This is a genomic window from Tenacibaculum aquaeponti (genome assembly GCF_057221555.1).
This window is the reverse complement of record NZ_CM170147.1, coordinates 85100-98292: the sequence shown is the minus strand read 5'-3', so window position 1 is coordinate 98292 and position 13193 is coordinate 85100. Positions and strand designations below refer to the sequence as shown.

The window sequence follows — 13193 nt, the reverse complement described above, 5'->3', positions numbered from 1 at the left end:
TAATTCAATACTATTACGGTTTATTATATTTGAGTAAAACAAATCTGAAAAACATGACAACAATCGTTATTGCAGAAGATCATCAAATGTTGATTGATGGAGTGAAGTCTTTTTTTGAATATGATGAAGAAGTCAAAATAATTGGCAGTGTAAACAATGGTGAAGAACTTATTAGACTTGTAGAATTAAAACAACCGAAGTTAGTTATTACTGATATTAGAATGCCTAAAATGGATGGTATTGCTGCTACAAAAATTATAAAATCTAGATTTAAACATATTAAAGTTTTGGCTTTAACTATGTTTGATCAACCTGATGCTATAAAACAAATGTTAGATGCCGGTGCTTCAGGATATTTATTAAAAAACTCTGGAATAAAAATGTTATCAAAAGCTATTAAAGTTATAGCTGAAGGCAATACTTTTTTTGATCCTAACGTAGCTTTTAATTTTATGAATGATTACATCGATAAAAATGTAACTATTGGTAAATCAGATAAAATTGTTTTATCTAATAGAGAAAAAGAAATTTTACAACATATTGCTAATGGTAAAACATCTAAGCAAATTGCTGAAGATCTTTTTATCGCTAAAACAACTGTTGATACACACAGAAAAAACATGATTCGAAAATTAAATTTAAATAGCGGAAATGAATTGGTAAAGTATGCTATCGATAAGAAATATCAATTTTAACTACTCTTCTACTTCTAACTTTTTTAAATTTTTTTTACGCTTAAATTTCATAACTTAGTCTGATCAATCAAGTATCTTACTATGTTAAAACGTCTGTGTTTTTTTTTAACACTAACATTTTTTGTTTATGCCTGTACTCCTAAAAAAAATAAATCAGAAGTACTAAACGAAATTAAACATCTTCATAAAAAGGCTTTTAAAAACAGAGATTCTACTTTAATAAAGTTAAATAAAGTTAGCAGTTTAATTAAGCTTTATCCCTTTATTAGTGATTCTGTTCAAGCTAAGAATAATTACATGCTGGCTAATTATTATCGATTCAAAAAATCTCATGACTCCGCTGCCATATATTTTCACAAAGCCAAAGATTTTGTAAAAGATAGTATTAAAAACAGACTTGAATTAAAATATTTTTTTAATTGTTGGAAGTTTCATAATGAACAAGGAAACTATGGAGATTGTTTTACTGTAATAAATGATTATAAAAAATTAGTACGAAATGAAGATTCATATTACCAGTACATGCTTGAAAACACTTACAAAAGTAATGGTAATATTAAACAAGCTCTAAAACATAATAAACTTCAAATAAAGGCAAAATTACAAGAAGAAAATAACAGAAATGATATTAGCGAAGATTTTATCATTCAAGCTCAATATGAGTTCAAATTAAACAATAAAAATAGAGCTTTTTTTTTACTAGATAGTATTTCTAAACTTGAAAACAAACTGAATACGAACACTAAACATAATTTATTTAGAGAACTTGGTATTCATAAATTTTACGAGAAAGATTACGCTAATTCAGTAAAATATTATTTAAAAGCTTTGTATTTTTTATCAAAAAGCACAAATAATATAAATTCAAAAAATGAAATTGCAGGATTACATAAAAATATTTCAGAAAGTTATATTCATTTAAAAAAACTTCAAAAGGCTAAAAAACATCTAGATTCGGCTAAAAACTTAATAGATAACAACATAAAATCTACAACTATTCGTAGCATTTTACAAACACAACTTCACCTTTCATTTTTAACAGATAAAAATATCGATCAAGTAAACATAAACTTAGATAGCTTATACAGCTATCAAAAAAATAAGTATAATAAAAAAATTGAAAATGAACTTATTGAACTAAAAAAAGCGTCTGAAAGAGAAAAGAAAATTATTGCAGAAAAAAAAGAACTAGAAATAAAAAATTTAAAAAGATTATATGGTTTAATGGTACTTGTGGTAATTTTTATTACTTCTGGATATTTATTTTACAAGCAACGTAAATACAAATTTGAAAAGCAAAATTTACAAATGCAACAACGCCTATTGAGATTACAAATGAATCCACATTTTACATTCAATACATTATACGCTATTCAAAACAAAATAGAAGAAACGCCTAAATTAGCAACCAAATATCTTTTAAAATTTTCTCGTTTACTAAGATTAATTCTTGAAAATTCAACACAAAACTATATTCAGTTAAATGAAGAAATAGAAGCTTTACAAAAATTTATAGAATTACAACAATTGCGTTTTCCTGAAACCTTTAATTTTCAACTTAATTTAATAAATTTAGAACAAGATGATTTAATCTTCATTCCACCAATGTTAATTCAACCTTTTATTGAAAACAGTATAGATCATGGTTTATCAGATATAAATTATCTGGGAAGAGTTACATTACATTTAGCTCGTAAAAATGAAACTTTGTTATGTACAATTGAAGATAACGGAAATGGATTATCTGACTATAAAAAAAACTCAAAAATATCTTCAACAAAACTTATAGATAGTTATTTAAAGAAGGTTATAAAAAAAGGAGTTACAATCAAAAATAAATCAAAAGAATCAGGTGTTCTAGTAACATTTGAAATACCATACAAACTCTCAGATAATGATTAAAGCAATAATAATTGATGATGAAGAACATGTAAGAGTCGATATTAACAAAAAGATACAACAAAACTTCTATAATAAAATTAACGTTACAGGCGAAGCATCTAATGTTGATGATGCAGTTTTAATTATAGAAAAAGAAAAACCAGATTTACTATTTCTTGATGTTAATTTAGGACAACAAACTGCTTTTAATATTTTAAATCAATTAGCCTACAAAGATTTTGAAATCATTTTTATTACGGGTTATGATAAACATGCCATTAAAGCTATAAAAGTTGGAGCCTTAGATTATATATTAAAACCTATAGATGATGAAGAATTTGTAAAAGCAGTAGAACGAGCAATACTACAAAACACCAGAACAAATGAATTAGAGAAATCTATTGAAGTTACTAATGATTTTTTTAATGAAATTAGCACAAATAAACGTATAGTTTTAAAAACTGCCGATACAGTATTTGCCATTCATGAAGATGATATATTATATTGTAAATCTGATGGTAATTACACTACTTTTTACACAGCAATTACAGATAAAATTGTAATTACAAAATCTGCTAAAAAAGTAGAAGAATTGTTATCTGAACAAAAATTTATTCGTTGCCATCAATCTTATTTGGTAAATAAAAAACATGTAATTAAATATAATAAAAAAGGGTTTTTAGTACTTAAAAACGAAATAAAAATCCCAGTTTCATCCAGAAGAAAAGATTATACACTTGACAAAATATTTTAATCACATTTGAAAAACACAACAACAAATTTGAAAATTATAAATACCTATTTAAAATTGATATTTTAATCAAAATCTGTAATTCGTAATTTGTCAGATCATTCAAATATAAAAATCTAGTAAAATGAAAATAACAAAATTACTTTTTGTTTGTATTATATTTATTACTATCGCTTGTAATAATGACGCTAATGATTTAGAAATTTTCACTAATGAACAACAAAAATATGAATTACACGGAAAACTTATTAATTCTTTTCAAATAGATACTATAAGTATTTTTCAAAAGAAACTACAATGGATTTCTTACATAAGTGCACAAGTTATAATGAAAGAATCTTCGAACAGGATAGAATTATTTAATCACTTACAAGGACGAGAAACAATTACTTTAAATGAATTAATTGGAGAAGATTCTAATTTAAATTTTAAAACTGAATTCTTAAATATTCTTAGAGAACATATCGACTTATCTCCTCCCGATAGAGACCCAATACACGGAACACAATCACCTCCAAAACCATTAATCACTTGTGAAGATGACTTAGGAGATTGCTTGTTTCCTGGAACTGTAAACCTAACAGAAATTGCTGTACAATTCTTTTTACAATCTGTTTTAGAACAAAACTGTATAGAATTATATTTTCCTGAAGGATTATCTCCTTTAATAAATATTAATTTACCTTATTCAATTACATCTACAGCACATCCATTAAATCATAATAGTTTTAATTTTGGATATCATCATTCATCAACAGTTTCTAGTCGAAGCGATGATAATGGTGTAACAGAAACTTATATGATAAATACTAGTTATTTAGATATACTAAATGATAATGTCATAGTAGCAAGGCCCTATATAAATGAAACAAACTGTATTTATCCAGAATATTTACTAATTAATTTTCATATATTTTTACAATAGTAAATAACCTACAAAGTATAAATTTATTAAAAAGAGAACTCGAAAATTGAATTCTCTTTTTTAATAAGAACGTTTTTGAAAAAAAATAATACACTTTTGAATTTCATATTGCTTGTTGAACTTATTAATTGAATTTTTACTTCATAATAATTAAAAATCAACACTTATGAGAAAAACAATTTTAAATCTAGGGAAAACGTTGAACAAAAAACAGCAAAAAGAAATAACAGGTGGGATTATTTCAGCAATTCTTCCAAATGGTTGCGGAAATAGTACATGTGGTACTGGTTGTCCTTCTAACCAAGAATGTGTGCAAATTTTCTGTGGACCTAATGGACCATTTGATCATGTTTCTTCTGAGTTTCAATGTATAGATATAATTAACCACAAGTAAACAAAAAACAATCTTTATGAAAAATTCAATATTAAATTTAGGTAAAGCATTAAATAGAAAAGAACAACAACAAATTAGTGGGGGTTTTGGAAGAGGAACTTGTCCTCAATATTCTGCTCAACAATGTACATCTTGTGGTGGTTTTTCTCTTTCTAATGGATGTTGCTTAGGAACAGCAGAAACACATTGCTGTTTAACTGGCACTTGTGAATAAAAAAACTTAATGAAAAGAAAATTTTATTTGAAGATATACTCCTCTAATATGGAGTATATCTTTTTTTTATAAAAAGGATAAATATTTAAATAAATATTAACTAATTGATTATTAATAATTGAATTTAAAAGTTTAGCTTTAAAATATTCTTATCGCGAAGAAATAGACATGAAACTGTGAATGTCTTTAAAATAATCACAGAATATTAATTTTCTAAAAAGTCTTAAATATGAAAAAAGTATTCGAAATCGGGAAAAAACTAAGTAAACAAAAACAATTAGAAATTTTAGGTGGATTTGATCCTGTACCTATTGCTTCTACTTGTGATTATCATTCTCTTAGAGCTTGTCAAAATTCTTGTACAAATCCATTTACAGAATGTGGTCCTTGTTTAGACAACAATCCTACACCAGGAACATATGAATGTAGATTTGTAGGTTTTTAAAATCAAAATAACAAACGGTGAGCTTTTTCACCGTTTAATTTTTAATCTTCTCTATTAACTAAATCAATAGAAAATGCAGGTAAACAAACAGCTAAATATTCACATTCTTCTTTAAAAGGATTTGAATACTGTACTCTAACGTTTTTTTCTATTTTGATAGATTGTCCTGCTTCTAATATTATAGTTTCTCCATCAATAATAAATTGTTTCTTTCCTTTAATTATATAAGTAAATTCATCAAATTCTGGAGTTTGAAAAGGTTCAGCCCATCCTGCAGGAGCAATCATATGTGCAATACTTACTTTCGAGTTTCCATCGGTAGCATTACCAAAATGTTCTTCAATTAATTTTCCATCTGTTGTTGGAACTACAAAAGGAGATTTTTGAATTGTATACTTTTTTGCCATTTCAATAATTTAGTTTTAACAAATTTAAAAAACGGAACATAGTTTGCGCTATATATATGACATAAATTAATTATAACTAAACAACTGAAATAAGATGTAGTTTTGCTACATTTGTCGCGTTTTATTACTCAGTTTTTTGAGTAAATGACAAGTTGACATTTAACGTATATCGATGGAAGAAAAAAAATTTGATTTCAACTCATTCATAGGAATGTTATTATTAGGTGGAATTTTATTATGGTATTTAAATTCTAATAAGCCTGAAGTTGATGCTGAAAAACTAAACACTACAACAACAGAACAAGTTACTACAAATACTGTTTTAGACACAACAAAGACTAAAAACATTGTAGTAAATGATTCTTTACAACAAATTGCTTTTAAAAATCAATTAGGAGCATTCGCTCATAGTGCCATTAATGGAAAAGATGGTGAAACAGTAATTGAAAATGAATTAGTTCAATTAACTATAAATAATAAAGGAGGACAAATTACTAAGGCTTTAATTAAGAATTATAAGACTTACGATTCTTTACCTCTACATATTATTAATAATAAAAATGCAAATTTTAATATCAATTTTGGTACAACAGATAATCGTACTTTAAACACTCAAGATTTATTATTTGCTCCAGAAAAAACGAAAAATGGAGAAAACACTGTGCTTTCTATGAAACTTAAAGTTTCTGAAGGTCAGTATTTAGAATATCGTTACGAAATTAAACCAAACGACTACAGAATTGGTTTTGCTGTTCGTTCACAAGGTTTAAGTAACGTAATTAATAGTTCTCAGAATATTAACTTAGATTGGAAATTAAAATCTTTGCGTAAGGAAAAAAGTATGCGTACAGAAAATATGTATACATACTATTACTTTAAAGAAGATAGTGACGTAGATTATTTACAAATGAAAGATGATGAAGTTGTAAATAATGTAGAATGGGTTGCCTATAAACAACATTTCTTCTCTACTGCTTTATTAACAGACACTCCTTTTAATGATGCTAAATTAAAATCTGTTGACTATTTAGGTGAAGATCAAGATAGTATTTACACTAAAACATTTAGCTTAAACACACCTTTAGCTTTAAAAAATGGTGAATTAAATTATAATATGGAATGGTATTACGGACCAACAGATTATAATTTATTAAGCACATATAAGGGAACAGATTTAAATGAAATTTCAGATTTAGGTTGGGGAATTTTTGGATTCTTAAACAGAACTATTTTCTATCCTGTATTCAATGTATTAAAAGGATTCTTAGGAAACTATGGGCTTATCATTATTTTAATGACTATCGTTGTTAGAATTATCTTATCACCTGTATTATATAAATCGTATTTATCTAGTGCTAAAATGAAAGTGATTCGTCCAGAAATGGAAGAAATCAATAAAAAGTATCCTGGTACAGAAAACGCAATGAAACGTCAGCAAGAAATTATGGCTGTACAACGTAAAGCCGGGGTAAGTATGATGTCTGGTTGTATTCCTGCATTGTTACAAATGCCAGTATTTTTTGCTTTATTTAAGTTTTTCCCTACTAATATAGATTTCCGTCAGAAAGCTTTCTTATGGGCTAAAGATTTGTCTTCATATGACATTATAGCTAAACTTCCTTTCAAGATTCCTTTTTATGGAGATCATATTAGTTTATTTCCAATTTTAGCTTCTGTTGCAATTTTCTTTTACATGAAAATGAACCAAAGTCAACAATCTGCAATGCAAGCTCCACCACAAGAAGGAATGCCAGATATGAGTAAAATGATGAAATATATGATCTACTTCTCTCCTATTATGATGTTATTTTTCTTTAACAATTATGCTAGTGGATTAAGTTTATATTATTTCGTTTCAAACTTATTAACTATTGCAATAATGTTTGTTATTAAAAATTATGTAATCGACGAAAAAAAGATTCATGCTCAAATAGAAGAAAACAAAAAGAAACCTGTTAAAAAGAGTAAATTTAGAGAGCGTTTAGATACTGCAATGAAACAAGCTCAAGAACAACAAGAAGCACAACGCAGAGCTCAAAAGAAAAAATAATACAGTTAGTTTATTTATATAGAAAAAGCCACATCAATGATGTGGCTTTTTTATAGAATAAATAGTTTATATTAACTATTACTTTTTTGAAATTTAAGTTTTTCAGATCTTCCCTTTTTGAATATTTTATTACTTGCATGTTTCCCTTTACGCAAAGCTTTTTGCTCTTCAAATGGTAAATGAATAATTTCTTGACATTCTGGAGAACAGGTATTTTCCATTTTCTCAGCACATTCATCACATTGAATAAATAATAAATGACAACCTTCATTAGCACAATTTGTATGTGCATCACAAGCTTTACCACACTGATGACAATTAGAAATTACATCATCCGATATACGTTCTGCCCTTCTATGATCAAAAACAAAATTCTTTCCTAAAAACATATTCTCTAAACCTTTTGCTTTTACTTGTCTTGTATATTCAATAATTCCTCCTTCTAACTGGAAAACATTTTTAAATCCTTTGTGTTTGTAATATGCAGAAGCTTTTTCACAACGAATTCCACCTGTACAATACATTAAAAGATTCTTATCTTCTTTATGCTCTTTTAAATCCTCCTCAATAATATCTAAAGAATCTCTAAATGTATCTACATCTGGCGTAACAGCACCTTTAAAATGACCTATTTCACTTTCATAATGATTACGCATATCTACGCAAACAGTATTTGGATCTTCTAACATTTTATTAAACTCTTCAGCAGATAAATGCACTCCTTTATTAGTTACATCAAACGTATCATCATTTAAACCATCTGCTACAATCTTCTTTCTAACTTTTACTTTAAGTTTTAAGAAAGATTTATTGTCTTGCTCAACAGCAACATTTAATCTAATATCCTTTAAAAAAGAAATACTATCTAATTGCTCTTTTAATGCTAGAAAATTCTCAGCTGGTACAGAAATTTGAGCATTAATTCCTTCATATGAAACATAGGTTCTACCTAGAACATCTAAAGCATTCCATTCTATAAATAATTTATCTCTAAAAATCTGTGGGTTTTCTATCTTGAAATACTGATAGAAAGAAATAGTAAGACGGTCTTTGCCCGCTTCGTCAATTAATTTAGCGCGTTCTTCTGCGCTTAACTTGTTGTACAGTTGCATGCTATACCTTTTTAAGTTAAACAATATTTTAAGCTGCAAATGTACAGAATTTTAGTTTTTATTTCCAATAGATCATTTTGTTTAAAATTAAACAAAATGTAAATATTTTACACTTTTAATATTGTATTTAAAGAAAAAAATACTGAAATTTGTAGTAATAAATTTAAAATCAAAGTATAAAAAATATATTTCATCATGAGAGTAGCTGTAGTTGGTGCAACAGGAATGGTAGGTAATGTAATGTTACAAATTTTAAAAGAAAGAAACTTTAATATTAGCGAGTTATATTTAGTTGCTTCAGAACGTTCTGTAGGTAAGGAAATGACCTTCAAAGGAAATACATATAATGTAATCGGGTTACAAGATGCAGTGAACTTAAAACCAGATATCGCTTTATTTTCTGCTGGTGGAAGTACTTCTTTAGAATGGGCTCCTAAATTTGCTGAAGTAGGTACAACAGTAATTGATAATTCTTCTGCTTGGAGAATGGATCCTACTAAAAAGTTAGTAGTACCAGAAATTAACGCAAGCGAACTAACTGAAAGTGATAAAATTATTGCTAACCCAAACTGTTCTACTATTCAAATGGTAATGGCTTTAGCTCCTTTACATGCAGAATATAATATAAAAAGATTGGTAATTTCTACATATCAATCTATTACAGGAACTGGTGTAAAAGCTGTGCAACAATTAGAAAACGAAGTTAATGGTGTTGAAGGAGAAAATGCCTACCCACACCCTATCCATAAAAATGCATTACCACATTGTGATGTTTTTGAAGAAGCTGGTTATACTAAAGAAGAATTGAAGTTAACTAGAGAAACACATAAAATATTAAACGATGCTAGTATAGGAATTACAGCTACAGCTGTAAGAATTCCTGTAGTTGGGGGACATTCAGAGTCTGTGAATATTGAGTTTGAAAATGATTTTGAATTAAATGAAGTTAGACAAATTTTATCAGAAACTCCAGGAGTAATTGTTCAAGATGATATTGAAAATAATGATTATCCTATGCCATTAAACGCTCATGGTAAAGATGAAGTATTTGTTGGTAGAATTCGTAGAGATTTATCACAAGCAAATACATTAAACTTATGGATAGTTTCAGATAATCTAAGAAAAGGTGCAGCAACAAATGCTGTTCAAATTGCTGAGTATTTGGTAGAAAAAAATTTAATTAAAAGTGCTTTAACAGTATAACTTTTATTAGTTATAAATTTTATTAAAATCCTACTATCACTAGTAGGATTTTTTATTTTTGAACTATGAACAGAACTACAGAAGTTATTAATAACACCATAAATCATGTTAAATCAGTATTACAAGATGCTGAAGGCGGACATGATTTTTTTCATATTGAACGTGTTTATAAAAATGCTATGAAAATAGCTAAACAAGAACAACAAGGAGATATTTTAATTATAGCGTTAGGTGCTTTATTACATGATATAGCAGATAGTAAGTTTCATAATGGAGATGAAACAATCGGACCTAAAAAAGCTAGAACATTTTTAGAAACACAAGAAGTTGAAGAAAATACCATAATACACGTCATAAAAATTATTGAAAATATCTCTTTTAAAGGTGGGAACTTTACACAAGAGTTTAAGTCAATAGAATTAGATATTGTACAAGATGCCGACCGTTTAGATGCAATTGGAGCTATAGGAATTGCAAGATGTTTTAATTATGGTGGATTTAAAAATAGAGTCTTATATGATCCTAAAATTAAACCTAACTTAAATATGTCTAAAGAAGAATATAAGAAGTCTACTGCCCCAACAATTAATCATTTCTATGAAAAACTGTTATTATTAAAAGATAAAATGAATACATCGGCTGGTAAAAAGATGGCAGAGCAAAGACATTCTTATATGGAAAACTTCTTACAACAATTTTATAATGAATGGAATGCTGAAATTTAAATGCAAGTATTATAAAAATAAAAAACGCTCAATCAATGATTGAGCGTTTTTTATATCGAAAATCTAAGTTTCTTAAGCTTCAAATGGAAGTATAGAAACATAAGATCTGTTATCTCTCTTCTTTTGGAATTGTACAACCCCATCAACTTTAGCATGTAAAGTATGATCTTTCCCCATGTAAACATTCTCACCTGGGTAATGTTGAGTTCCTCTTTGACGAACAATAATGTTACCTGCAATAGCAGCTTGTCCTCCAAAAATCTTTACTCCTAAACGTTTCGATTCCGATTCACGACCGTTCTTCGAACTACCGACACCTTTCTTATGAGCCATCTTTCTAAGTTTTTAAAATTAATTACTTACTTAAAGCTTCAATTAATTCAGCTTTCTTTAAAGAAGTATAACCAGTGATACCTCTTTCTTTAGCAAGAGCTTTTAACTCTGCAACAGTCATAGAACCAAGTTCTTTAGTTTCTGTATTTGCTTCTTTAGCTTCCTCTTTTTTAGGAGCAGCTTTTACGCCTGAAGCAGCAATACTTTCGATTTGGATTTCACTTAAGTATTGACGGTGACCATTTTTCTTTTTGTAACCTTTTCTTCTTTTCTTCTTGAAAACGATTACTTTGTCTCCTTTTAAGTGTCCTAAAATCTTTGCAGTTACACCTGCACCTTCTATAGCTGGGGCGCCAATAGTTACACTACCATTGTCATCAATTAACATTACCTTATCAAAAGTTACTTTAGATCCTTCTGCTTCTGGTAAACGGTGAACGTAAACTTTTTGGTCTTTTGCTACTTTAAACTGCTGCCCTGCTATCTCTACGATTGCGTACATACTAATTTGTTTTGCGTTTATTTTTAATTACTTAACACATTTCTTTATGAAATGCGGCTGCAAATATACATTTTTTATTCTGTATAACAAGATCTTAAACCAATAAAATTAATAAGTCATTAATAGTACTTATCTTTACAAAACTAAAATAAATTTAAAATTACAAAAATGGTGTAACAATTTGATTCAAATCGCGTCAAACTCCCAAATCACTGAAAAAACAAATTTTAACTAATGAAAAAAACAATATTAACTCTAGCTACTGTGGCTGCCTTTTTCACTGCTAAAGCACAAAAAGTAGAATTTGAAGAGTACAATTTAGATAATGGTATGCATGTAATTTTGCATCAAGATAAATCTGCTCCAGTTGTTGTAACTTCGGTTATGTATCATGTTGGTGCTAAAGATGAACAAGCAGATAGAACCGGAATGGCTCACTTTTTTGAACATCTTTTATTTGAAGGAACAAAAAATATAAAAAAAGGAGATTGGTCTAAAATTGTTTCTTCTAATGGCGGGCGTAATAATGCTAATACAACGGATGATAGAACTTATTACTATGAAGTATTCCCTTCAAACAATTTGGAATTAGGTCTTTGGATGGAATCTGAACGCTTACTACATCCAATTATTAAACAAAATGGTGTAGATACTCAAAATGAAGTTGTTAAAGAAGAGAAAAGATTGCGTGTAGACAATCAACCATATTCTAGAATATTGGAAAATGTAAAAAAACACATGTTTAAAAAGCATCCTTATAAAGGAACCACTATTGGAAAAATGGAACATTTAGACGCTGCTACATTAGATGAGTTTTTAGCATTTAATAAAAAGTTTTACGTTCCAAATAATGCTACTTTAGTAGTTGCTGGTGATATAAATGTAAAAGAAACTAAAAAATTAATTAAAGAGTACTTTGGTAGAATTCCACGAGGTAAAGAAATAACAAAAAACTTTCCTAAAGAAGATCCTATTACTCAACAAATCAGTGCTAAAGCTTATGATCCTAATATCCAAATTCCTGCTGTAATCGCTGCATATAGAACTCCTTCTATGAAAACTAGAGATTCTAGAGTTTTAGATATGATTTCTTCTTATTTAAGTACAGGAAAAAGTTCAGTTTTATATAAAAAATTAGTAGATAGAAAGAAAATGGCATTAGCTGTTCAAGCTGTAAACTTGAGTCAAGAAGATTATGGAACTTACGCCTTATTTGGAATACCATTAGGAAAAAATAAATTAAATGATTTAATAAAAGAAATCGATGAAGAAATTATCAAACTTCAAAACGAATTAATTTCTGAAAAAGATTTCCAAAAATTACAAAATCAATTCGAAAATAGATTTGTAAGTTCAAACTCAAGCGTTGAAGGTATTGCTAGTTCATTAGCCACTTACAACATGTTATATGGAGATACTAATTTAATTAATACTGAAATTGATATTTTCAGATCTATTACCAGAGAAGATATTAGAAATGTAGCTAAAAAGTATTTAAATCCTAATCAAAGATTAGTAATGGAATATTTACCAGAGCAAAAGAAATAATTTCAATA

General features: G+C 27.8%; 15 protein-coding genes. 11 read left to right on the top strand and 4 right to left on the bottom strand.

Annotation, left to right across the window (positions count from 1 at the left end; all coding sequences use genetic code 11):
* The first annotated feature begins 53 nt into the window (after positions 1-53).
* The 7 genes from AC2TEO_RS00485 (at position 54) to AC2TEO_RS00455 (ending at position 5305) form a co-directional block, all read left to right on the top strand.
* The gene (locus AC2TEO_RS00485; protein ID WP_442266224.1) at positions 54-695 is read left to right on the top strand and encodes a response regulator; all 642 of its coding nucleotides are present in this window, start codon (positions 54-56) and stop codon (positions 693-695) included.
* A gap of 297 nt (positions 696-992) precedes the next feature.
* The gene (locus AC2TEO_RS00480; RefSeq protein ID WP_442266223.1) at positions 993-2597 is read left to right on the top strand and encodes a sensor histidine kinase; all 1605 of its coding nucleotides are present in this window, start codon (positions 993-995) and stop codon (positions 2595-2597) included.
* The gene (locus AC2TEO_RS00475) at positions 2590-3330 is read left to right on the top strand and encodes a LytR/AlgR family response regulator transcription factor (protein ID WP_442266222.1); all 741 of its coding nucleotides are present in this window, start codon (positions 2590-2592) and stop codon (positions 3328-3330) included. The genes AC2TEO_RS00480 and AC2TEO_RS00475 overlap by 8 nt, the downstream gene beginning before the upstream one ends.
* A 121-nt stretch (positions 3331-3451) precedes the next feature.
* Complete coding sequence (locus AC2TEO_RS00470) at positions 3452-4252, top strand: hypothetical protein (protein ID WP_442266221.1); 801 nt, start codon at positions 3452-3454, stop codon at positions 4250-4252.
* Positions 4253-4418: 166 nt separating this feature from the next.
* Positions 4419-4646 (top strand): hypothetical protein, encoded by a 228-nt coding sequence (locus AC2TEO_RS00465; RefSeq protein WP_442266220.1) that lies wholly within the window; start codon positions 4419-4421, stop codon positions 4644-4646.
* Positions 4647-4662: 16 nt separating this feature from the next.
* Positions 4663-4860, top strand: a complete 198-nt coding sequence (locus AC2TEO_RS00460) for a hypothetical protein (protein WP_442266219.1) — start codon at positions 4663-4665, stop codon at positions 4858-4860.
* A 229-nt stretch (positions 4861-5089) separates the two neighbouring features.
* Positions 5090-5305 carry a hypothetical protein gene (locus AC2TEO_RS00455; protein WP_442266218.1) on the top strand — a complete coding sequence of 72 codons (216 nt, stop codon included), beginning with the start codon at positions 5090-5092 and terminating at the stop codon, positions 5303-5305.
* 41 nt (positions 5306-5346) lie between these two features.
* On the opposite strand, the gene AC2TEO_RS00450 is transcribed toward AC2TEO_RS00455, so the two are convergent.
* Positions 5347-5712 (bottom strand): cupin domain-containing protein, encoded by a 366-nt coding sequence (locus AC2TEO_RS00450; RefSeq protein ID WP_442266217.1) that lies wholly within the window; start codon positions 5710-5712, stop codon positions 5347-5349.
* Between the two features lie 172 nt (positions 5713-5884).
* On the opposite strand from AC2TEO_RS00450, the gene yidC reads away from it, so the two are divergent.
* On the top strand, positions 5885-7762 hold the full coding sequence (gene yidC / locus AC2TEO_RS00445) for a membrane protein insertase YidC (RefSeq protein ID WP_442266216.1): 1878 nt from the start codon (positions 5885-5887) through the stop codon (positions 7760-7762).
* Positions 7763-7833: 71 nt separating this feature from the next.
* Here yidC and trhO read toward each other — a convergent pair whose 3' ends face one another.
* Positions 7834-8874, bottom strand: coding sequence for an oxygen-dependent tRNA uridine(34) hydroxylase TrhO (gene trhO / locus AC2TEO_RS00440; protein WP_442266215.1), 1041 nt, complete (start codon positions 8872-8874; stop codon positions 7834-7836).
* Positions 8875-9069: 195 nt separating this feature from the next.
* Between trhO and AC2TEO_RS00435 the strand changes: the two genes are divergently transcribed.
* Positions 9070-10077, top strand: a complete 1008-nt coding sequence (locus tag AC2TEO_RS00435) for an aspartate-semialdehyde dehydrogenase (protein WP_442266214.1) — start codon at positions 9070-9072, stop codon at positions 10075-10077.
* A gap of 65 nt (positions 10078-10142) precedes the next feature.
* Positions 10143-10802, top strand: coding sequence for an HD domain-containing protein (locus AC2TEO_RS00430; protein ID WP_442266213.1), 660 nt, complete (start codon positions 10143-10145; stop codon positions 10800-10802).
* A 72-nt stretch (positions 10803-10874) separates the two neighbouring features.
* On the opposite strand, the gene rpmA is transcribed toward AC2TEO_RS00430, so the two are convergent.
* Together rpmA and rplU are read right to left on the bottom strand one after the other, a co-directional pair.
* Complete coding sequence (gene rpmA, locus AC2TEO_RS00425; protein ID WP_095071530.1) at positions 10875-11135, bottom strand: 50S ribosomal protein L27; 261 nt, start codon at positions 11133-11135, stop codon at positions 10875-10877.
* 22 nt (positions 11136-11157) lie between these two features.
* A complete protein-coding gene (gene rplU / locus AC2TEO_RS00420) occupies positions 11158-11637 on the bottom strand; it encodes a 50S ribosomal protein L21 (protein ID WP_442266212.1) in 480 nt (159 codons plus the stop codon).
* Between the two features lie 234 nt (positions 11638-11871).
* On the opposite strand from rplU, the gene AC2TEO_RS00415 reads away from it, so the two are divergent.
* The gene (locus AC2TEO_RS00415) at positions 11872-13185 is read left to right on the top strand and encodes a M16 family metallopeptidase (protein WP_442266211.1); all 1314 of its coding nucleotides are present in this window, start codon (positions 11872-11874) and stop codon (positions 13183-13185) included.
* Positions 13186-13193 lie beyond the last annotated feature (8 nt).